The 21,956-nt window shown below is 56.5% G+C and carries 20 protein-coding genes and 1 tRNA gene; 10 read left to right on the top strand and 11 right to left on the bottom strand.

The window, feature by feature from the left end; all coding sequences use genetic code 11:
• Positions 1 to 90: 90 nt before the first annotated feature.
• Genes Q1B13_RS09815 through Q1B13_RS09805 form a run of 3 tightly spaced genes read right to left on the bottom strand, consistent with a single transcriptional unit; the run spans position 91 to position 4,179 of the window.
• Complete coding sequence (locus Q1B13_RS09815) at positions 91 to 1,095, bottom strand: lipocalin-like domain-containing protein (protein ID WP_299799788.1); 1,005 nt, start codon at positions 1,093 to 1,095, stop codon at positions 91 to 93.
• A gap of 25 nt (positions 1,096 to 1,120) precedes the next feature.
• On the bottom strand, positions 1,121 to 3,535 hold the full coding sequence (locus Q1B13_RS09810; protein WP_299075514.1) for an ABC transporter permease: 2,415 nt from the start codon (positions 3,533 to 3,535) through the stop codon (positions 1,121 to 1,123).
• On the bottom strand, positions 3,532 to 4,179 hold the full coding sequence (locus Q1B13_RS09805) for an ABC transporter ATP-binding protein (protein ID WP_299076637.1): 648 nt from the start codon (positions 4,177 to 4,179) through the stop codon (positions 3,532 to 3,534). Before Q1B13_RS09805 ends, Q1B13_RS09810 begins: the two co-directional genes overlap by 4 nt.
• 175 nt (positions 4,180 to 4,354) lie before the next feature.
• On the opposite strand from Q1B13_RS09805, the gene Q1B13_RS09800 reads away from it, so the two are divergent.
• Positions 4,355 to 4,789, top strand: a complete 435-nt coding sequence (locus Q1B13_RS09800; protein WP_298934960.1) for an ion channel — start codon at positions 4,355 to 4,357, stop codon at positions 4,787 to 4,789.
• On the opposite strand, the gene cls is transcribed toward Q1B13_RS09800, so the two are convergent.
• The 4 genes from cls to Q1B13_RS09780 all read right to left on the bottom strand — a co-directional run bounded on the left by cls (position 4,786) and on the right by Q1B13_RS09780 (position 8,182).
• A complete protein-coding gene (cls, locus tag Q1B13_RS09795) occupies positions 4,786 to 6,198 on the bottom strand; it encodes a cardiolipin synthase (RefSeq protein WP_299075511.1) in 1,413 nt (470 codons plus the stop codon). The genes Q1B13_RS09800 and cls overlap by 4 nt on opposite strands.
• An 82-nt stretch (positions 6,199 to 6,280) precedes the next feature.
• Positions 6,281 to 6,520 (bottom strand): hypothetical protein, encoded by a 240-nt coding sequence (locus Q1B13_RS09790; RefSeq protein WP_299799783.1) that lies wholly within the window; start codon positions 6,518 to 6,520, stop codon positions 6,281 to 6,283.
• An 84-nt stretch (positions 6,521 to 6,604) separates the two neighbouring features.
• On the bottom strand, positions 6,605 to 6,838 hold the full coding sequence (locus Q1B13_RS09785; protein WP_299075506.1) for a hypothetical protein: 234 nt from the start codon (positions 6,836 to 6,838) through the stop codon (positions 6,605 to 6,607).
• Between the two features lie 267 nt (positions 6,839 to 7,105).
• Complete coding sequence (locus Q1B13_RS09780; RefSeq protein WP_298934963.1) at positions 7,106 to 8,182, bottom strand: AI-2E family transporter; 1,077 nt, start codon at positions 8,180 to 8,182, stop codon at positions 7,106 to 7,108.
• 172 nt (positions 8,183 to 8,354) lie between these two features.
• Here Q1B13_RS09780 and Q1B13_RS09775 point away from each other — a divergent pair, with 172 nt between their 5' ends.
• Together Q1B13_RS09775 and Q1B13_RS09770 are read left to right on the top strand one after the other, a co-directional pair.
• The gene (locus tag Q1B13_RS09775) at positions 8,355 to 9,221 is read left to right on the top strand and encodes a YihY/virulence factor BrkB family protein (protein WP_299075503.1); all 867 of its coding nucleotides are present in this window, start codon (positions 8,355 to 8,357) and stop codon (positions 9,219 to 9,221) included.
• Positions 9,222 to 9,544: 323 nt separating this feature from the next.
• Positions 9,545 to 9,718: a hypothetical protein gene (locus tag Q1B13_RS09770; protein WP_298934965.1), complete on the top strand. Its 174-nt coding sequence runs from the start codon at positions 9,545 to 9,547 to the stop codon at positions 9,716 to 9,718.
• Positions 9,719 to 9,720: 2 nt separating this feature from the next.
• Here Q1B13_RS09770 and Q1B13_RS09765 read toward each other — a convergent pair whose 3' ends face one another.
• Both Q1B13_RS09765 and Q1B13_RS09760 read right to left on the bottom strand, forming a co-directional pair.
• Positions 9,721 to 10,437 (bottom strand): RlmE family RNA methyltransferase, encoded by a 717-nt coding sequence (locus tag Q1B13_RS09765; protein ID WP_299075500.1) that lies wholly within the window; start codon positions 10,435 to 10,437, stop codon positions 9,721 to 9,723.
• Complete coding sequence (locus Q1B13_RS09760; RefSeq protein WP_299075498.1) at positions 10,437 to 11,549, bottom strand: Ppx/GppA phosphatase family protein; 1,113 nt, start codon at positions 11,547 to 11,549, stop codon at positions 10,437 to 10,439. Before Q1B13_RS09760 ends, Q1B13_RS09765 begins: the two co-directional genes overlap by 1 nt.
• A gap of 180 nt (positions 11,550 to 11,729) precedes the next feature.
• Between Q1B13_RS09760 and Q1B13_RS09755 the strand changes: the two genes are divergently transcribed.
• From Q1B13_RS09755 to Q1B13_RS09730, 6 genes are all read left to right on the top strand, one after another.
• Positions 11,730 to 13,616, top strand: coding sequence for a PhoX family phosphatase (locus Q1B13_RS09755; RefSeq protein ID WP_299075495.1), 1,887 nt, complete (start codon positions 11,730 to 11,732; stop codon positions 13,614 to 13,616).
• A gap of 246 nt (positions 13,617 to 13,862) precedes the next feature.
• On the top strand, positions 13,863 to 14,159 hold the full coding sequence (locus tag Q1B13_RS09750; protein WP_298934969.1) for a virulence factor: 297 nt from the start codon (positions 13,863 to 13,865) through the stop codon (positions 14,157 to 14,159).
• 26 nt (positions 14,160 to 14,185) lie between these two features.
• Positions 14,186 to 15,112, top strand: coding sequence for a methylenetetrahydrofolate reductase (locus Q1B13_RS09745; RefSeq protein WP_299075493.1), 927 nt, complete (start codon positions 14,186 to 14,188; stop codon positions 15,110 to 15,112).
• A gap of 9 nt (positions 15,113 to 15,121) precedes the next feature.
• Complete coding sequence (locus Q1B13_RS09740) at positions 15,122 to 16,183, top strand: methyltetrahydrofolate cobalamin methyltransferase (protein WP_298934970.1); 1,062 nt, start codon at positions 15,122 to 15,124, stop codon at positions 16,181 to 16,183.
• A 126-nt stretch (positions 16,184 to 16,309) separates the two neighbouring features.
• Positions 16,310 to 17,137, top strand: coding sequence for a polyphosphate kinase 2 (locus Q1B13_RS09735; protein ID WP_299075490.1), 828 nt, complete (start codon positions 16,310 to 16,312; stop codon positions 17,135 to 17,137).
• Positions 17,138 to 17,208: 71 nt separating this feature from the next.
• Positions 17,209 to 17,282 (top strand) — tRNA-Gly (locus Q1B13_RS09730).
• Between the two features lie 15 nt (positions 17,283 to 17,297).
• Here the strand turns inward: Q1B13_RS09730 and Q1B13_RS09725 are convergent.
• Together Q1B13_RS09725 and Q1B13_RS09720 are read right to left on the bottom strand one after the other, a co-directional pair.
• Positions 17,298 to 18,152 (bottom strand): class I SAM-dependent methyltransferase, encoded by an 855-nt coding sequence (locus tag Q1B13_RS09725; protein WP_299075487.1) that lies wholly within the window; start codon positions 18,150 to 18,152, stop codon positions 17,298 to 17,300.
• Between the two features lie 24 nt (positions 18,153 to 18,176).
• Positions 18,177 to 20,219 carry an ASKHA domain-containing protein gene (locus Q1B13_RS09720; protein ID WP_299075484.1) on the bottom strand — a complete coding sequence of 681 codons (2,043 nt, stop codon included), beginning with the start codon at positions 20,217 to 20,219 and terminating at the stop codon, positions 18,177 to 18,179.
• Between the two features lie 217 nt (positions 20,220 to 20,436).
• On the opposite strand from Q1B13_RS09720, the gene guaB reads away from it, so the two are divergent.
• Positions 20,437 to 21,885: an IMP dehydrogenase gene (gene guaB / locus Q1B13_RS09715; RefSeq protein WP_299075482.1), complete on the top strand. Its 1,449-nt coding sequence runs from the start codon at positions 20,437 to 20,439 to the stop codon at positions 21,883 to 21,885.
• The last annotated feature ends 71 nt before the right edge of the window (positions 21,886 to 21,956 follow it).

Here is a 21,956-nt window from a genome sequence, read left to right as displayed (position 1 = left end):
GAAATGCGAAGCTCCTTTTGGCTTCGCATTTTTTTCTTCTGAACAAAAAATCAGACACGCTCGATTGGCACAACAGGCGGCGACGCTTGGTCAGTAGCCCGTCATCTCCAGATACCCGCGCCCCTTATGGGTGCCTGTGACGGTCACGGGCCCTTCCCAATATTGAAATCGGGTGGCCATCCAGGCATCTCGCACAAGCGCCGACACTTCCACATCGACACCGCGGTCTGGCAAAGTCACGCGCCACTCCACCGGAACGTCTCGGCCTGCAACGTGTGCTGTTTCCAGCGGTGTGAAACTGGTGGACCCATCCGACAATGCCATAGAGGATCCATCTGCGCTGATCCAGGTTGCTGAGGTGAAATCACCCCGGTCTCCGCGCAGACGAAATGCCATCAGCTTGTCCCCACCATCGAAGCTGAGCGAGAACCAATCCCACCCGCTCTGATCCTCGGCCAGGGGTTGTGAGGACCATTCCCGGTCCAACCAACCATTTCCGCTGACCGCCATGTCCCCCTCAGGCAGATGCAGCACGCCTTCGACATTGTACGATGGTTGTGAATAGTAGTGACTGGCTTGCCCATCGGATGACTTTACCGAATAGCCATTGTCCCCGTGAAACACCAATGGACCCTGGGCTTTCAGCGACAAATCATACCCAAAGTCTTTACCGCTCGCAGTGAGTGTTAGGGTATCAAAGTCGGGCCCGCTCATTTGCCACTCATCAATCCATGCTGCAAAAGGCTCTGCTGTTGCACCGGCCTGCCCAATGCCGCCACGCGACAAACGTTCCGCAAAGTAGTGGGTTTCAGGGGTGGTGATCGCGGCATGACCCATCCAGATTTGCGGGCTTTGCCAGCCTTCAGTTTCGAACGGCTTAAGGGCTGATCGGAACAGCGTCCACTGAATGCCATAGTCGCGGCCATCGTCGCCTGTCAGGTTTGCGGTCAGATACCACCATTCGATTCGAAACGCGGGATGTGGTCCATGGTCCTTGGGAAACTCGAACTGATAGCCGCGCTGGGGGATTTCGAACCCGTCGGCTGACCCGCCCAGGCCAGCATAACCCTGCGCCCAGCCGGATACCGGCAGCATGCACATGATGGCTATCAGTAAGGCTCTAACGTTCACTGGCAAAAACCCTCAGCAAATCGGCAGGTGGCAGGCGCAGCAACCGCAGCGCGGGTAGGGCGGCCGCGATAAGTGCTGCCAAAAGTGTAAGGACAAACAGATAGAGCCAATCCAGCGGAAAAACATACATTGGCAAGCGCCAACCAAAGGCCTGTACGTTGATCACCGTTAACAAAACCCAAGACAGAACCAACCCAAGCGGCAAAGCCAGGCACGCCGTAAGCGCCGCGAGCGTCACACTGCGCATCAGTTCTAACCGGGCCAATTGGGATCGGTCCAACCCCAGGGCCCAGATGGGCGCGATTTGCGGCAGGCGTTGGGTCCACAAGGTCAGCAGACTGGTGAGAATGGCAAAGCCTGCCACGCCAAGGGTCAGAACGTTTAACGCCGACGTTACAACAAAGGTCTTTTCGAAAATGGCCCGTGATTGCGCTTTCATCGCCGCCTGGTGGACTACGGATTGCCGGGGCAAATCAAACTGGCGCCGCAGCTCCTGTGCCATCTCAGTCGCATCCTCGGGAGGCATGCGTATGCCAAACCGTCGGGTTTCAGCACCCGGCGCGATTTGATCCAATTGTGCCATTGAAACCATGGCTTGCCCGGTCGGGTTTCCATAGTCGGAATAGACGCCTGCGATGGTCAGAACGTGACCGGGACGAAGCTCAAGGGTATCTCCAGGCCAGAGATCGGTGCGACGTGCTAGTTGTTCATTAATCAAAACAGCATGCCCGGTCATGACGTCGTCCCAAACACCCGTTGCCGAGGCGATCAAAGGCCAATGCAGCCGATACACCGGGTCATCAACAATGCCATACAAGAACAACGGCCCCGTTTCATGTGCCAGCTCGACAGTGCGAAGTGGCAAAATCGCGTCAACGCGCGGTTGGAGCCACTCAGATATCTCCTGACCTTGCTGGTCGTCTACGGCTGTGACGTAAAGCTCAGAGGTCAAACGCTGATCCAACCAACCGACAAAGGTCAGGCGAAAGCTTGAGACCATTGTTCCAACGCCGATATTGGCGGCGAGGGCCAAAAGCAATGCCATCAGCGCAAGCGATAGGCCGGGCAATTGCGCCCGCATGTCCGCCCAGACCCATTGCGCAACAGGTCCCTGCGCGCGTCGGGCGAATAGGGCAAGGACACCGGACAAAGACAGCGGCAATAACAAAGCGGCACCGGTGAGCAAACCTGCAAGAAGAACAAATCCTGCGATCAGACCGCCGACACTAAGATATGCGAGTGTACCGCCCGCAATCAGAATCAAACCTGCCAGCGCAGTCAAGCGACGCGCCGGGGCGTTGTCTTGCCATGCGTGCACCCCGGGGCCAACCAATATTGGCATCTGTGACAATCGCCAGAGTGCCTGACCGCTGGCAAGCAACGTTCCGGCCACTGCCATGGCAATACCTGCTGCGGCCCATTCCGGGCGCAAGGACATCTGTCCGCTGACCGAGGCGCCGTACAAACCGTGCAGTGTTGCGGCCACATCCGGTAACAGTGCGCCAGCGATAAAGAAACCCAGAACCAGGCCCAATGCCCCGCCGATCACTGCAAGCAACGTCAGTTCAGCCAGGATCAACACCACCAAACGGCGCATCGATACGCCAAGTGCGCGCATTGTTCTGATCATGCCGCGCTGCTGAGCAAAAGCCAGTCCGACGGTTCCATGGACGATGAACAAACCGACGGCAAAAGACAGCATACCAAAGGCCGATAGGTTCAAGTGAAAGCTGCCCGTCAATTGGTCCGTATCCACTTGGGATGACGGACTAAATCGTTGCAGTTCCGGCGCGATGTCTGACAAGGCAGGGACCAGCTGTGGTTGGTCCGAAAGCACGACCAAGCGCGAGATATCCCCTTGCTGGTCCAGTAATGTTTCGGCGACACTAATATCCGTCAATATAACGTCTGGCGGCAAGGCAGAGCTTTCCAGTATCGGTGGCAAGTCGCCCTGTTCGCGTAGCAGTGGTGCCAATTCCGAAGAGGCCAGAATGCGCCCCGGGGCGGTCAACAGATCGGCAGGGTCGGGGGCGGTGGCGCTCTGTTCAGCTTCGACAATGGCGGGCAGGGCCGGGTAAGCCACCATATCCACGCCCATCAGGTGCACACTGCGTGTACCGAGCCGATAGGGCCCTTCCAAAACAGCAGCGACCTGCCATCCGGCGCGACGAAGATCAACATAACGCGCAATAGGGATGGGCCCCGTTGGGTCTCGCAATTCGTCAAACTGCCCAAGCGCCAATTGGGCATTCGCCCGCGCATAGCTTGCCCGCGCTTCGGAGTTGATGGCCTGAACGGCCGACCAAAGGCCCGTGGCCAGCGCGATACCGATCAGCAGTGTTCCAAGCTGCAGGCGATGCGCACGCCAATGAGACAGCAGGGCCTGTAGGACCGTTCGCGTCACTGAATATGCCCGCCAGACAGATGGACGCGACGGTCTAGCCGCGCAGCGATATCGTGCGAATGGGTGACCAGCAGCAACGCAGCGCCAGTGTCCGCGACCAACGCCAACATCAGGTCCAGCACATTTGCGCTTGCGGTTTCGTCCAGATTACCGGTGGGTTCATCCGCCAATAGCAACTTGGGGCGCACGGCCATGGCGCGTCCGATCGCCACCCGTTGCTGCTGACCGCCAGACAGGTTTTCGGGATGTCGATCCAGTAAATCTGCGACGCCCAACCTGTCTGCCAGATGCAGGGTCCATTCCTGGTCCTGACATTCGGCGAGACGCGCGTGGAACGTCAGGTTTTGCAGAACTGTCAAAGACGGTATCAGGTTGAATTGCTGAAATACCAGCGAAACGCTGTGGCGGCGCAGTTGCGCACGACCTGCGTCATCCAACGGCGACAAACGCGTTCCGTCCAGTGTGATCTCGCCCTGATCGAAACTGTCCAGCGCGCCTGCCAGATTCAACAAAGTACTTTTGCCGCTGCCACTTTCTCCGGTAAGTGCAAGCGTTTGGCCCTTATCCAATGTTAGCGAAACGCCCTCTAAAACAGGTCGCCCGCCCGGATAGGATTTCTGGATGTTGTCGATATTCAATAACATGGCCTGACCCGTCTTACTGCGCAGGATGTGCAACTGTTTGCGTGCCTGTCCAGTGCTGACATGTATCCGGTTCCATTCGCCGCAGGCAAAGTCATGCCGGGTCGGGCTTGTACCCGGGGGCGCCAAGGGTCATTCTGCACGGGCAAACCGAAACCGCAATTCAGGATGTAAAAACATGACGTTGCCGCACCAGATCTTTTGGGGCAGTACTTTTCTGGGTCTCTGCATCGTGGTCGAGATCCTTTTGCTGACCTGGTGCACCGTGGTCATTATGAAAATGGAAGCAAAATGGTCCGCGCGCGGCTTGTTCATGGGCACAGCAGGTCCGATTGCCACTGCGTTAGCCTTCATTGTCGCAACGCATACAATTCAAGTTTGGCTCTGGGCCATTGTCTGGGTGCTGCTTAAGGTGTTGCCGGATTTGAATTCAGCCCTTTATTTCTCGTTGGTCACATTCACGACTCTAGGTTATGGCGACATCGTCTTGGGGGATGGCCTGCGAATCTTTGGCTCATTTGCGGCTGTGGCCGGACTTTTGGCGTTCGGATTGTCTACGGCCTATATGGTAGCGCTGATGACACGGGTGTTTCAGGAGAACTTCTTTTCCTAAAGGATCGGTGCGAACAAACGGGCCAGTGGGGCGCCGAACCGGATATGGGCCGGTTGTTGTGACAGGGACCGTGTCAGCTCGAAACTCGCTTCGAAATCAGCCAGTAGCATTTGTTCCACGTCATGCGCGGCGCGGGTATCGAAGAACAGGGCCATCGCCTCAAAGTTCAGACGGAAAGAGCGGTTGTCGAGGTTGGTTGTGCCGACCGCCATCAGAGTGTCATCGACCACAAATACCTTCTGGTGCATGAAGCCATCGGTGTATCGAAATACCCGCGCACCACAGTCCCGAACCTCGTCAAAGTAAGCGAAGGCAGCCAGCCAGGGCAGACGGTGATCAATCACCTCAGGAACAAGAATGCGCACATCCACGCCGCGCATCGCTGCGTGTTGCAGCGCGGTCATGATGTCGATGTCCGGAACAAAATAGGGAGATGCGATCCATAGGCGCTCTTTTGCCTCGGCAATGGCGGAAAAAAACATCATCGCCCCAGTTTCAGTATCGTCCCCGGGACCGGTCGCCACCAAAAGAGCGTTCATGTCCTGCTCTGATACACTGCCGGCCCAGTCCAGATGATCGATCAAATCTTCGTCGTGGGCCCAATGCCAATCCTCCGAGAAGATGAGCTGCAGCTGTCGAACAACATGCCCGGTCATCTTCAAATGGGTATCACGCCAGTGGCCAAAATGTGGATCTTCGCCCAAGTATTCGACACCTACATTATGCCCGCCGATAAAGCCGGTTTCGCCGTCAATAATCACGGTTTTGCGGTGATTGCGGTAGTTTAGCTGAAAGCGAAAATTCGGGCCGCGCTGTTGCCGTGGATCGGCGACATCAATCCCGGCTTCCTGCATCGTTTCCAGATATTGCGTGGGCAGGCCATAGCTACCGACAGCGTCGGTCATGAACCGCACATGAACCCCACGTTTTGACGCTTCGATCAGCTTTTCCTGAAGCTTTTGCCCCAGCGCATCGTCGCGGATGATATAGAACTGAATCAGCACATAGCTTTTGGCGGCGTCAATCGCCTCAAAGATAGCATCAAATGTTGCTTGCCCATCAATCAGCAACTGCGCACCGTTGCCGCGTGAGACGGGCAGGTGAGCCAAAAACTCAAACGGGCGAGGATTGATCGACATAGACGCGGGATCGGGTTTGGAGTAGTCGGCAAAAGTCTTGATGCCTTCGACAACCCGTTCACTTTCCTGTCGGGCGATCCGGTAGCCACGGAACCGATGATGGCCCAGAAACAGATACATAGGCACCGCGAAAAAGGGCGCTGACAGCAAAAACACCACCCAACCGACGGCTCCCTGCGGCGTGCGTGCGGTCTGTGCGGCACGCACGGAAAACACAACCGCCGTGACGTACAGGGCAAAAACGAAGACGGAAAAGAGTAGTGTCCACATGGGGTTGGGTGACTCCGAGGTCGTTCAGTTTGCCCCAGTGTAGATGCGTGGCCAGTCATGCGCCATATCCACGATGAGCCAGTCAACTCATGGCCCGGGCCCTTTGCTCAGATAAGGTCAGTTTCCAATCGCCAATACGCAAAGACGGATCGCCGTTATCGATGAAATAGAAGATATCTCGGCGCAGACGCTCGCGGGTTCCCTCGTCGATAGACGTAGGTTTTGTGGTCGGGGCTATTGTCTGTCGAATAGTGCGCCAACGAGTTGCCAGAAACGCCAAAATTATACATAAAATCAATTGATTGTGCGGCGTATCTGTCATGTTCAAGCGTGCCAGAGGTGATTTCATACGCCTCGCAGAGGGTAGCCGATAAGGCAGAGCGGCCTCACCCGGATAGTACGCATGTCAGCGTACCTCCTCGGCGATCAGATGATTGGTGTTACGGAATAGCACAAAATTAGTGGTTTGTTGGCAGATACTCATCACGATTGACCAGGTGACCTTTGCCGATTTGATCAGTGACATAATCTCGGTCTTCCGCAGACAAGCGATGGTTGGATCCTCGATTTGCATGCCTTCTTTGGTATCGCGCCGATGTTGGGCTTTTGATCCCGCATCAATGCTGGAATAGCCCGCCATGTCGCGACTGCCGCGGTTGCCAGCTTGCCACCCACGTGTCATGGGGGAGCGGTCACATCTCATTGACGTTTAGCGGCGGTCCTGCGGCCACGACTTATGTAAAAGTCTAGTCATCGGCGGTATTCGAAGTTCAAATTTATCTGTAGGATGCTGATCTACGTGTATCTTAAAATTGAAGCAGAGATGCACGTTCCGCGATGCAAAAACATCTCGAATTCGAAATGTCCTATTTCTGAGTGATCTCTACTGGCCAAACAACCCAGACCTTTAGGTCCCGTTGTCGTCTTCGCCCAGACTACCGTCCAGGGACATCAGGATCGCAATGGGGCGCAACGCCGGAACATGGCTAAAGACAATCAGAATGCAGACAGTCAAAGGCACGCTGAGGAACGCACCGATCAACCCCCAAACCGTCGTCCAGAAGGTTAGCGCCAGAATGACAAGGAATGTGGACATGTTCAGCGACCTCCCCAACAGGGCAGGATCCAGGAAGTTACCGATCAGGAACTGCAGCGTGCCACAGCCCAGAACAATGATCAGAAACGGGCCGATGCTGTCGAATTGCACCAAAGCAATCATTGCCGGGAAAATCACCGCGATAATCGATCCGATTGACGGGATGAAGTTCAACGCAAAGGTCAGTACCGCCCAAGTCTCGGCGTATTCCAACCCCAGAACTTTGAATACCGCATAGCTGATACCAGCCGTAAACAGGCTGATGAGCGTCTTAACCCCGACATAACGCTGAAGGCTGAACGAGATCGCGTCAAGCATCGACGAGAACTCTGCGCCGGTTTGTGGACTGCCTGCGGCCAGCTGGATTTTCTTGCGAAAGGCAAGACGTTCGGCCATCAGAAACGCAACATAGAGGCTGATCAGAAAGAACTGGTTCAGCAGGGATGTTGCGCTGCCCAGTAACAGGCGGGCCAGATAAGACATGTCGATACTGACCAGATTGTCACGGATGAAGGTGGTGATATCGTTGCCCACCAAGCCGGTAATCCGATCAACCGCGCTGTCAAATTGTGTTTCATAGGTGCCGATTGAGCGCGCAAACTGCGTGGCCTGACTGCCCAGAATGTACATTATCATAAACAAACCGGCTAAAACCACGGTTACGCCAGCGATGTTTGCCAACCAGACAGGCGCACGCGTAACGGCGATAACACGGTCGCTGAGTGCGATGATCAGAACATTTACTAACAATGCCATGGTCAGCGGGATCAGGAAGGCAGCCCCTGCATATAGTCCCAACACCAAAAGGCTGGCGACAATGCAGGTGTCGCGAACGACCGACAACTTAAGTCTTGGGCGATCCGGTGTGTCTTGCTGATCCGAGGTCATCCAGATCCCTGAAATGCGCGCGGCGATGCGCTGGAAAAAATGGCGTAGATATCCTGATCCTGCACAAGCGATTGAGTTTATGCAATGCAGTCAGATATTTGTCGGATCGATTATTGCCGTGTGTCGCGTTTGACGGGTTCTGTGTTTTTCGGTGTCACGATAGGGTCAAACTATGACCGGACATGTGATTCCCTCGGTTGGTCTTCCCGTACAGGCGTTGTGGATGGCCATTCGCCGCTTTAACGACAAGAACGGGTTCGTCATGAGCAGCCATGTCGCCATGTCGCTGATGATGGCGCTGTTTCCCTTTGTTCTGTTTACGGTGGCTTTGGCTGGCACACTGTCGCAGGGATATGCGACAGATGAATTGATCGATCTGATTTTTGGCGCATGGCCCAAGGATGTTGCCGACCCGATCGTTTCCGAATTGCGCGCGGTTCTGGCCGGATCAGGGTCGGGCGTCATCACGCTCGGGGGTTTGCTGGCAGTCTATTTTGCATCAAATGGTGTGGCCGCTGTGCGGGCCGCGATAAACCAAGCCTATCACGACTATGATCACTGGCCGTTCTGGAAAACGCGGCTGTTATGCTTCGTGTTGGTCATTTTAGGCGGCGCAGCGATTCTGGCCATCGCAGCGTTCGAAGTCGTCTTGCCGGTCTACACTCAGCTGGTTTCAGACAGAACGGCGGTGAATGTATCCGATTGGCTTTCGGTGGACAGGTTACGATGGACGTTCACCGTGGCCGTTCCTGTGGGAACCGTTCTCTTGGCCCATTTGATCCTGCCGACGCGGCGACACCGGTTGTCTCAGATCTTTCCGGGCGTCCTTCTGACACTGATCTTGTGGGCGATCGGAGGATGGGTGTTTTCTATCTATATCGCTCAATTCGCCACTTACAGCGCTACCTATGCCGGGCTGGCGGGCGCCATGGCGGCTTTGATCTTTCTTTACCTTTGTGCAGCAATGCTGATCCTTGGGGCGGAATACAACGGTGCCCTGATCGCATTGCGCACCAAAGCCAAAGACGATGCCTCATGAGGTTGGCGGTATGGCTTTGACGTTACGCAATGCGGGGCCGCCGAACAGGCGTTCCGCAAGGTTGCCATGATGGATCCGCAACGGGCCGAAGCCTGGCCTATGCTGGTCCAGTTGGCGCAGATCGACCGGGGCGCGGACGCTGCCTGAGATGTATTGAACTAAGCATTGGTTCGGATGCCACTAGATCCAAGCTTGCTGCAATTGTCGACACAACTTGCCCGCTGACATGGCACCATCGTGCCAGTATTAAGCCATTTTCCCGGCGGATTTGGTGACTACGCTTCTGAGCAGAATGATGCTCTGAATGTGTTTAAAGGTGACCAATGTCGGACAAAACGACGAAGCAGAAGGTTTCGCTTGATCAGCGAATTGCCGAGCTGCGCGACAGAAAGCCCGTTGATCTGAACCACGGGGAGGCACTGCTGTTGCAGGGAATCGCCACAGCATCTTGGCGCGAGCCGCGTCTCGCAAAGGATCATTTCGCGCTCGAGGATTGACCTCAGCCACGGAACCCGGTTGCGACAACAAACTTTTCAGAACTGTCCGAACGAGATGCAGGTGGTTTTACATTGGCCACTTTGTCGAACTTCTGTTTCAACAGTTTTTGCAGGTCACCTTCGGCGCCCCCAGCCAGAACTTTGGCAACAAAGGTTCCACCTTCTTCCAGAACATCGAATGAAAAATAGGCCGCCGTTTCGCACAGGGCCATGATCCGCAAGTGGTCCGTTTGCTTGTGTCCCGATGACGAGGCCGCCATGTCAGACATCACCACATCGGCCTTGCCGCCCATCCACTCTTTGACCTTTTGATCTGCGTCGTCTTCCATGAAATCTAACACATGAATTTCGGCCCCTGCGATCGGTTCAACCTCTTGTATATCGATGCCCAGAACAGTGCCGATTTTCTTGCCGGATTTCTCACCCAGCGCGTTGACGCGTTTGACGGCGACCTGACACCAGCCACCCGGAGCGCAGCCCAGATCAACTACCCGTGCGCCCGGTACAAGAAAGCGGAATTTTTCATCCAGTTCCAGTATCTTGAACGCAGCACGCCCCCGATAACCTTCGGTCTGCGCCCGTTTGACGTAGGGATCATTCAACTGTCGCTGCAGCCAGCGGGTCGAGCTGAGCTTGCGCCCGCGTGCCGTTTTCACTTGAACCTTCAGGTCGCGTTGTCCGCGACCCGAGGTGTTTTTACCAGTTGGTGTCTTCGCCATTAAAACGGTCCGTCTTCCAATACGCCGTCCGCGCTCATCTGAGCATAAAGCAGGCCCTCGCGCAGCCCCCGGTCCGCCACGGAGAGGCGGTCGGTGGGCCAGCAACGCAGCAATGCCTGCAAAATGGCCGAGCCGGACATGATCAGGGCCTGCCTATCATCACCGATACGGGGATCGCGGCGGCGCCCATGAGGGCCGAGTTCTAGATAACCACGTATGACTTTGTCAATCTGATCGCTGGTCATACGCAACCCGTCCACTTTGGTCCGGTCATAACGCTTGAGGCCAAGATGCGAGGCCGCGACTGTGGTCACCGTGCCGCTGGTGCCGACAATCTGAAACCCTTCGCGGGTCTGTTCGTCTTTATATGGGGCAAAATCGGCCAGGTTTTCTTCAAAGAACCAGCTCATCAAAGCAAACCGGGCCGAGTCATCCTCGACATCATTGAACTGATCCCGCAGTGTCGCAACGCCAAGGGGCACACTGATCCAGTCCACCACTTTGGCGGCGGGAAAGGGGCTATCTGCGGTGTGGAACCCGTTGTGCAATCGCATGATCGCCGCCGGACGGTCCCGGCGCGCAATTGACGAGATATCGATCCAAACAAGTTCCGTCGATCCGCCACCAATGTCCACAACTAGCAATTGCTCGGTCTTGGTTGAAACCAACGGGGCGCATGAAATGACGGCCAAACGGGCTTCTTCTTCGGGCTGAATGATCTCAAGCGTCAGACCGGTTTCACGTTTCACCTGGCGGATGAAATCACGTGAATTTTTTGCCCGCCGGCACGCCTCGGTCGCGACCAGACGCATCCGTTTGACTTTATTGCGTTTCAGCTTTTGCTGGCAAATCCGCAGGGCCTGTACGGTGCGCGCCATCGACGCCCGTGACAGCCGCCCGGTGCGTTCCAATCCGGCACCCAACTGCACGGACTTGGAGAAGCTGTCTACCACATGGAACCCGCTTGCCTTGGGCTGGGCTATCAACATGCGGCAGCTATTTGTCCCCAAATCCAGCGCCGCATACAAAGCATCTGGATCGGGTCTATCCGGCGCGGGGCTTTCAACCGCTTTCGGGAACGCGCCCGCACCTTTGGGACGCTTGGGCGCCATCGTCACGCCCTCCGATTTTCAAGTTACCCCGACCCTAGGCGGCGCTTCGCCGACGTGCAAGCGATTTCAATTTTGAATTTAACGCAACTGTCACATGCGGTTCATACTGGGATGCGACCTGATTGGTCGAAACCCATTGCGGGATTCTCTACCAGCTTACAGCCAGATACGGAGTCTGCCATGAATGATGAGCGCCCTCTTTCCTTTGATGAATTTGACGAAGTCGTAAATCCACGACCAGAAGAATGCGAATTTGACCGCGTTGTCGAACGCGCCTTGTCGCGTCGCGGATTTTTGGGTGGTGTTCTGGCCATGGGCAGTTTCACGGCTGTTGGTGGATCGATTCTGCCCTCAGGTGCAAGCGCTGCATCGGACCGGTTCTCATTCGAGGCAATTCCGATCTCTACAGCGGACGAAGTGATTGTACCGCCGGGGTACAAAGCCGAAGTCATGGTACGGTGGGGGGATCCGCTGTGGTCTGATGCACCTGAATTCGACCATGCGACCCGTGGCACCGCAGCCAGCCAGGAACGGGCGTTTGGGGACAACACTGACGGCCAGGACGTGTTCTTTCACGACGGTCATATCCTGCTGGTCGTCAACAACGAGTATACCAATCGCGATATTCTTTGGGGCAACAACCCCGATGCCAAGGCAGCATCTGACGATGATGTCGCCAAGGGCATGATGGCCCATGGTGTAACCGTCGTCGAAATCGCCAATACCGACGGTAAGTGGGGTATCGTAAAAGACAGCCCTTATAACCGTCGCGTTACACCCCAGACTGTCATGACTCTGACGGGGCCTGCTGCAGGCGATGACTTGATGAAAACGGCTGCGGATCCAAGCGGCACTACATGCAAAGGCACTTGGAATAATTGCGGTAACGGCAAGACGCCGTGGGGCACCTATCTGGCCTGTGAAGAGAACTTTAACGGTTACTTTTCCGCAGCTGACGAAAACCACGAAGTCGAAGACCATCTGAAGCGCTATGGCGTGTCCTCGAAAGACTGGGGATATGGCTGGTCCAAGATTGACGAACGGTTCGACGTGTCCAAACATCCTAATGAACCGCATCGTGCAGGCTATGTTGTTGAGATCGACCCATCTGACCCGACGTCGACACCTCGTAAGCTGACAGCTTTGGGCCGTTTCAAACACGAAAACGCAGAAACTGTCGTCAACAACGATGGTCGCGTTGTTGTGTATATGGGCGATGATGAGCGGGGCGAGTTCCTGTATCGCTTCGTGTCTGACGGCGTTTATGCGCCTGGCGTCGATACCAACCCGCTGTTGGAAAACGGCACCCTTTCCGTCGCGAAATTCAACGACGATGGCACGGGTGAGTGGTTGGACCTGACCCCCGAAACGACTGGCCTTGCCTCTGCAGCCGAAGTCAGCGTGCATACACGTCAGGGTGCCTCGGCCGTCGGTGCGACCACGATGGACCGGCCCGAATGGGTTGCGGCAAATCCAAACGCACCCGAGGTCTATTGCTGTCTCACCAACAACAAGAACCGGGGCGTAAAGCCGAATGCAGGCGGCGATGAAACACCCGCAGGGGGGCCGAACCCGCGTGAGGCAAATAACTATGGCCAGATCGTGCGGTGGCGTCCCGATGGGGGCGATCATACTGCAGCCGGCTTTGGCTGGGATCTGTACGTGCTTGCTGGCAACCCAACTGTCCATCAAGACGCCTATGGCGGGTCGGACAACGTGAATGCTGACAACATGTTCAACTCACCCGATGGTCTGAAATTCGACAACCATGGCCTGCTATGGATCCAGACGGACGGTACGTACTCCAACGAAGGCGACTTTGAAGGGCAGGGCAATAACCAGATGCTGGCGGGTGATCCGGTCACCGGTGAAATCCGCCGTTTCCTTGTGGGACCTAACGAGTGTGAGGTTACTGGCCTAAGCTGGTCCCCGGATCGTCGCACCATGTTTGTTGGCATTCAGCATCCGGGCGAGGACGGCAACAGCCACTGGCCAGAAGGGGGTGATGCAGTGCCACGCTCGGCCATCATTGCGGTCACGCGCGATGACGGTGGCTTGCTCGGTTAAGCCCTCTTAAGCCTGAAAATGACCCTGAACGGTGGACGCCGTTCGGGGTTTTCTTTGTTTATGTGCCGATTTCATAGTGACGTTGAGAATTTTGATATGCGTGTTCTGTAAGGAATTGGCTAAAAGCCCCATATCCGGTCGTGGGCAAAAAACGTCGCTGGATAAGCGTCGTGTGTCGAAATTCGACCGACCCGCGCCCACATAGAAGTTTAGAACCAGCCCATCTGGTTAGGAGGAATCACGGCGATGCCTGACGTCACTATCGTATACTGGCGCGACATTCCCGCTCAGGTCATCGTTGGCAAAGGCCGACGTGGGGCCAAGCGGCAGCTGGAGGAACGGTTCGAGCAAGCCATCGACCGGGCTGCAATGAAGGTGAACGCCAAGGACAGTGATGCCTATCTGGCTGAGTGGCGCAAGGCGGCCCCCTTCGCAGTCGAAGGCGAGCCAGCCGAGATTGCCGAGGCAGAAGCCGTGCGTCTGGAAACGGAATACGATCAGGATCGCATCAAGACCCTGATTGCCAATGACGGTTGGGCATGAGCCCAAAATCTTTATGGGAGGCCGCGATGGCTTTGCTGAACTTCAAGAAACGTGATGCGGCTGAAAAGGCCCCGGTAAACCCGACCGTCGAAGCCTTTTTGCAGGGTTATTCGATTGAGGTGATGCCGCGCACCGCTGAAAAGGTCGAAGATTTCCGCGCGCTGCTGCCCGAGGGCACGCGTGTCTACATCGCCCATATCGAAGGCACGCCCATCGAGGATATGGTCAAGACCGCCAAGCGGATCGCTGACGAAGGCTATCCGGTCATGCCGCACTTTCCGGCGCGGATTATCAAAGATGCGGCGACGCTGGAGAACTGGATCTCGATGTACAATGGCGAAGCGGGCGTTGATCAGGCCTTGTTGCTGGCCGGTGGCGTCACAAACCCGCATGGTGATTTCGACAGCTCGATGCAGCTGCTGGAAAGCGGTCTGTTCGACAAGGCCGGTTTCAAGCGCTTGCACGTCGCGGGTCATCCAGAAGGCAACAAGGATATCGACCCAGATGGCTCGACCAAGAATGTCGACGACGCGCTGCGCTGGAAGCAGAAATTCAGCGAGACCACGGATGCCGAAATGGCGCTGGCAACGCAGTTTGCGTTTGAAGCCAAACCGATCATCGAATGGGCCGACAGTCTGAAAGAAGCTGGTATTGATATTCCAGTCCATATCGGTATCGCCGGTCCGGCCAAGCTGCAGACGCTGATCAAGTTCGCCATCGCTTGCGGTGTTGGCCCGTCGCTGAAGGTCCTGCAAAAGCGTGCCATGGACGTGTCAAAGCTGCTGCTGCCCTACGAGCCGACCGATGTGATTACCGAACTGGCCAACCACAAAGCCGCCAACCCGGATTTCAACATCACCAACGTACACTTCTTCCCACTTGGCGGCATCAAGACAAACGCCAACTGGGCCATCAATAACGGCGGCGCTTCGGCAAAGCCTGTAAACTCCTAAGGAACGGACATGACGCGAACAGTCGTAGAATCAAAAACAAAAACTGCCGTTCTGGGCTTTGATGAGCCGTTTTGTGTGATCGGTGAGCGGATCAATCCGACCGGTCGCAAGAAGCTGGCAGCTGAGCTGGAAGCAGGCGATTTCTCGACTGTCGAGAAGGATGCATTGGCCCAGGTTGCGGCGGGCGCGACGGTTCTGGATATCAACGCGGGCGTTGTCTACAACTCGAACCCCAACCCAAACGAGACCGAGCCGCCACTGATGCGCAAGATCGTTGAACTGGTGCAGGGGCTGGTCGACGTTCCGCTTTGCGTCGATTCCTCGGTTCCCGGTGCGTTGGAAGCCGGGCTTGAGGCGGCGGAAGGTCGTCCTCTGCTGAATTCGGTCACTGGCGAGGAGGATCGTCTGGAATTGGTTCTGCCGCTCGTCAAGAAGTATAACGTGCCAGTTGTTGCAATCTCGAACGACGATACGGGTATTTCAGAAGATCCAAATGTACGGTTCGAAGTGGCCAAAAAGATCGTCGAGCGCGCTGCCGACTTCGGTATCCCTGCGCATGACATCGTCGTTGACCCCTTGGTGATGCCCATTGGTGCGATGGCAACCGCTGGCCAGCAGGTGTTTGCTCTGGTCCGTCGCTTGCGCGAGGAACTTGGCGTAAACACCACTTGCGGCGCTTCCAACGTCTCGTTCGGCCTGCCGAACCGCCACGGTATCAACAACGCCTTCCTTCCGATGGCTATGGGCGCAGGCATGACTTCGGCGATCATGAACCCGGTGGCGCTGCCGGTTGGTCCCAAGAAACTGGCCGAGAAAAAGGCCGAAGTTGAAGCCAAAGGCATTATCTTGCCCGCCGATATGGATGATGAAACTTTCTGCCAGCTGTTCGGTCTGGGTTCGACACTGCCGCGTGCCGGGAAAGAGATGGAGGCAATTCGCGCCGCCAATCTGTTGACCAACAACGACCCGCATGGTGGGGCGTGGATCAAGTTCAACAAAGCCCCCAGCGAAGCCGGGGCCGAAGGGGCCGGAGGTGGTCGTCGTGGCGGTGGCCGCCGTCGTCGCGCCTGATTTACTTGAAACCATCAAGCGAGGCCGGGCCATAAGCCCGGCCTTTTTCGTTTGACTCTGATCAATGCCAGGATCCCCGATTTGGGCAAAATGGCCTGACCCAGCACACAACGATCAGGCATTATCATGGCAAGACATCACCCTCCGAAACTGTCGGACGCTGACCTGTCGCAACGGTTGGCAAAGCACGACTATCACGATCAGCTTGCGGAGCTGCAGGCGCAGCTTGCGCGTATTCAACAGGCCTTTTTGTTTCATGATTTAAAGGGGGTGATCGTATTCGAAGGGTGGGATGCCGCAGGCAAGGGCGGTACAATCCGCCGGATCAGTCAGGCTTTGGACCCGCGCAGCTTCAAGGTTTGGCCTATCGGGGCGCCTCGGAACTACTACCTCAATCGACACTACCTGCTACGTTTCTGGGAACGGCTGCCGCCCAGTGGGGCAATCTCGGCCTTTGATCGCAGCTGGTATGGCCGGGTGTTGGTCGAACGGATCGAAAACCTTACACCAGAAAATCGATGGCGCGCCGCATACCAAGAAATCAACGATTTCGAACGCATGCTGGTGGATGACGGGACACGGGTCGTGAAGCTGTACTTTCACATTTCCCCCGAAGAACAGATGAAACGCTTTACCGAGCGCCTGACCAATCCGCTGAAACGTTGGAAACTGACCTATGAGGATTTTCGCAACCGCGAAAAATGGGAGGCGGCTGAGGTTGCCGTAGATGAGATGCTAGCCCGTACGTCGACAGGTATAGCGCCGTGGCATGTTATTCCGGCAAACAACAAGAAATATGGGCGTATCAACGCGATGAGCGCGGTTGTTAAGGCGTTCTCGAAGGATGTGGACCTTAATCCTCAGCATTTGGATACGCGCACGTTGGACGCGGCCTGCGAGGCCTTGGACCTGGATCAGTCCCTGATCAACAGTCTGCGTGCGCGGACGGAATGACGATTTTGCGTCGCGGCCCAGACGATCCGGCTTGAACCTTGGCTGGCGGCGATGATATCCAAACCAGAGCGGCGGGTATGATGTAATGGTAGCCTGTCAGCTTCCCAAGCTGAACGCGCGGGTTCGATTCCCGCTACCCGCTCCAACTCTGACCTTCACATCACGATGCACGGCGGGCTTGATACAAGTTGATCACGGCTGGAAGGCCGGTTTCGTCTGTTAACATAGGTCTGAACTCTTCAGAAACGGCCTGCTGAATTACAGAAACATCTTCTTTTGACCCATCGAAATGAGAGATGACCCGCGCTGCCGGGCCGACGCGGGTGCATAAGGTGGCGGTTTTCTCGATCGTATCAAGAAAGTTCAGCCTGATTGGGATTGCGTGCGCCCGGACGTCTTTCAATCCGGCTTCGGCCATCATACCGGTCACATGGTCCAGATCATGAAAAGCAAGCGGGCCGGGCGCGTAACGGTCAACCTTGGGCGGATGCCCCAATCGATTGGTGGCGGCGATATGCGGTATCCGAAACCACGGATTGTCCGCCAAGGGGCCCCAGGCGGCAAACGTCATTTGACCGTTCGGTGCCAGCGCTCGCGCAATGTTTTTGAACGCGGCAATGGAATCATCAAAAAACATCACCCCGAATCGAGAGATTGCCGCATCCCGGCCTGCTTCTGGAAATTGGATGACCTGTGCATCGGCCCGTTGAAAATCAACGTTGCCCAGTCCGCTTTCTTTGGCTCGTTGCGCGGCCCGGTCCAGAAACGGTTGTGAGATATCGGCCCCGAGTATGTGGCCGTCAGCGCCAACTTGCCTCGCCGCAGCCAAGCTGCTGACGCCAGTTCCACAGCCGATATCCAGAACGCGCATGCCTTTATTCAGATCGGCGTGTTTCAGAATCAAATCAATGACCGGAGCCATCATATGATCAAGCTGGTCCTCATAGGTCAGCCATTTGGCGCCAGAAGGTGAGTTGCTCCAATATTCTGCCTGGTCCTCATTCGCGATCTGCATGCCGTCCTCCTGTGGATAGCAGGACTATGCTTTGCGCCGCCTCCTGCGGCCAGCTTTTTCAGGATCGCCGCCTGTGTTGAATGAAGGCGATGGCAGGGTAACAATCTGACCCAGTTCGGGGAATGGATCTGTCTTGTGCGGGATCGCATTTGCAGCGACGAAATGGTCCTGAAACTTGGGTTCGATGGCGGTTTCGACCTTTGTAATCTGGCGCACGACCTGCTCGATTTCCGACCGGGCTGCGATGTTGCACAGCGCAATCCGTGCCCCGGTTCCGGCTGCATTGCCCGCGCTGGAGACTTTGTCCAACGGTGCGTCCGGGATCATCCCCAGAACCATGGCGTGTTTGGTCGAAATATGCGCCCCAAAAGCGCCCGCCAGAACGACACGGTCAACCTTGTCGACCTTCATTTCGTCCATCAATAGGCGCGCACCAGCATAGAGCGCCGATTTCGCCAATTGGATGGCCCGAATGTCACCTTGCGTGACGGTGATCCGCGGGCCACCTTCGGCGCTGGCGTCGTGGATCAGATAGGAATGCGTGCGCCCTTCTGGGACGGCGCGAGCGGTGCCGGTTTGCTCGGCTGAACCGATCAAGCCACTTTCATCCAGCAGACCTGCGATGCGCATTTCGGCGACCGCCTCGATGATGCCGGACCCACAGATGCCGGTGATGCCGGTGTTCGCGATATCCTGATCAAACCCGTCTTCATCTGACCATTTCTCGGATCCGATGACCTGGAAGCGGGGTTCCTTGGTCACTGGGTCGATTTCAATGCGCTCGATTGCGCCGGGCGCTGCGCGCTGGCCCGAGCTGATCTGAGCGCCCTCAAACGCGGGTCCTGTGGGCGAAGAACAGGCCAATACGCGGGTGGTGTTGCCCAATAGGATTTCGGCGTTTGTACCGACGTCAACGATCAGCACCAGATCCTCGGACTTGCCGGGTTCTTCCGACAGGGCTACGGCGGCACAATCGGCCCCGACATGGCCAGCAATGCAGGGCAAGATGTACACCTGCGCGCGCGGATTCATGTTGGTCAGGTCCATCTCGTGCGCTGGCAGCGAGAGGCTCTCTGAGGTGGCCAGCGCAAACGGAGCTTGGCCCAGTTCCACAGGATCCAACCCCAGCAGCAAGTGGTGCATGACCGGGTTGCAGACAAACACCGTTTCCACAATCAGCTTTGCGTCGATCTCAGCGTCTGCAGCAATAGACGTGGTCAGATCATTGATCGCCTCGCGCACTGCTTTGGTCATTTCCTGATCGCCGCCGGGGTTCATCATGGCATATGAAACGCGGCTCATGAGGTCTTCGCCAAAGCGGATCTGAGGGTTCATCAGGCCAGAGGATGCTTTGACCTGGCCGGTTTCCAGATCGGTCAGGTGGGCGGCTATGGTGGTTGAGCCAAGGTCAATTGCCAACCCATACAGGCCACCTTCGTGCAGTCCCGGCCAGATTTCCACGATTCGGCCGGCAGCGTCCTTGTGACCTTTGTGAACCGCGACCGTAACCTCCCATTTGCCTTTGCGCAGCGTGGGTTGCAGCTTGGACATCAGGGACAAATCGGCGGTGACGTCACCAATCATCCATTGCTGCTGCAAGGCCCGTTCCAAACGCTCAAGATCACCTGTCGGAGAATGCATGTCCGGCTCTTCAACCACGACAAAGTAAAGTCGGGTCGCCGGATCCATGGTGATTGCCCGCGCTGTCGCCGCTTTGCGGACGACCTGTCGATGCACCTGACTTTCAGGCGGCACATCGATTACAATATCGCCCTGAACAGTGGCTTGGCATCCCAAGCGGCGGCCAGGTTTCAGGCCGCGTTTGTCGTCATAGCGCTGTTCGACCGCATTCCATTCGCTCAACGCGCCGTCTGATACGGTGACTCCGTGCTTGGGAAACTCACCGTAGCTGGGCGTGATCTGGCACTTTGAACAAATCCCGCGTCCGCCGCAAACCGAATCCAGATCGACCCCCAACTGGCGGGCGGCGGTCAGAATCGGTGTGCCTGCGGGAAAATGCCCGCGTTTGCCTGACGGGGTAAAAACAACAAGGGGGTCGGTGGTCATGAACGGCCTGCCTTTTGTATTCGCACGTATCCCGCGCAACATATGGGTTTGCGGGCAAAGGGAAAGGGCATTCAGCGGCACGTTTTGCACATGTTGCGTCGTTTTGGGGCGCGGCATTGGCCCGCATGGAACAACAACTTGTTGCAGGGGGCTTTTCCTTGGGTCAAATCCATGTAATAGGGTCACCGCCAAACGGGCTTTTGCATGGAGTTAGATGATGCAGATTCGTGAGGCACTCACCTTTGACGACGTTCTCTTGGTGCCGGGCGCATCTTCCGTGCTGCCGGCAACGGCTGACACGGCGACGCGTGTAACGCGCGAGATCACCATGAATATCCCGCTGCTCAGCTCGGCGATGGATACGGTGACCGAGGCGCGGATGGCCATTGCAATGGCGCAGGCAGGCGGAATTGGCGTTGTCCACAAGAACCTGACCATCGAAGAACAGGCGCGCGAGATACGACGTGTGAAACGGTTTGAATCTGGCATCGTCTACAATCCGGTCACGTTGCGTGTGGATCAAACGCTGGCCGACGCACAGGCTTTGGTTGAGCGTTACAATTTCACCGGGTTTCCGGTGGTCGAGGAAAACGGCCGGGTGGTCGGCATCCTGACCAACCGGGACATGCGGTTCGCATCGTCTGACAATACGCCGGTCAAGGCGATGATGACCTCGGACAATCTGGCCATGTTGCAGGAACCCGCGGATCTGGAAGAGGCCAAAAGCCTGATGCGCGCACGCCGGATCGAAAAGCTGCTGGTCGTTGATGGTGAAGGCAAACTGACCGGTCTGCTGACCCTGAAGGATACCGAACAAGCCGTGCTGAATCCGACAGCCTGCAAAGACCACTTGGGCCGTTTACGCGTCGCGGCGGCGACCTCGGTCGGGGATGCAGGATTTGAACGGTCCGAGCAGCTGGTGGATTCGGGTGTCGATATTATTGTCGTGGACACCGCACATGGTCACTCTCAAGGCGTTCTGGACGCTGTCACGCGGGTCAAAACCCTATCAAACGAAGTGCAGATCATCGCGGGCAACGTCGCAACCGGAGAAGCCACCCGGGCGCTGATTGACGCGGGCGCAGATGCGATCAAGGTGGGCATCGGACCGGGTTCGATCTGCACAACGCGCATGGTGGCAGGGGTCGGAGTGCCTCAGCTGACGGCGATCATGGATTGCGCTTCGGCCGCGCAGGATGTGCCAGTGATCGCTGATGGCGGCATCAAGTTTTCCGGAGATTTCGCAAAGGCGATTGCGGCAGGTGCGTCTTGTGCCATGGTCGGATCAATGATCGCGGGCACCGACGAAAGCCCGGGCGAGGTCATCTTGTATCAGGGGCGGTCGTTCAAATCTTATCGTGGTATGGGTAGCCTGGGTGCAATGGCGCGCGGTTCGGCGGATCGTTATTTCCAAAAGGATGCGGCCAACGACAAGCTGGTGCCCGAGGGGATCGAAGGGCAGGTGCCTTACAAGGGGTCGGCCAGTGCAGTTGTACATCAGTTGGTTGGTGGGTTGCGCGCCGCCATGGGGTACACCGGCTGCGCGACGGTTGATGAGATGCGTCGCAACTGCAACTTCGTCAAGATTACAGGTGCGGGCTTGAAAGAAAGCCACGTACACGACGTGCAGATCACCCGTGAAAGCCCGAATTACAGGGTGATGTGATCCATTGGAGTCCATCTCACGGCGCCCTCAATAGGGCGCCGTTTTACGTTCGAATCTGTCATTTCGTATGC

The sequence above is a fragment of the uncultured Ruegeria sp. genome, from assembly GCF_947489545.1.
In the GTDB taxonomy this organism is placed as follows: domain Bacteria; phylum Pseudomonadota; class Alphaproteobacteria; order Rhodobacterales; family Rhodobacteraceae; genus Ruegeria.
The sequence above is the reverse complement of the archived record's forward strand: the minus strand, read 5'-3'. Positions and strand labels throughout refer to the sequence as shown.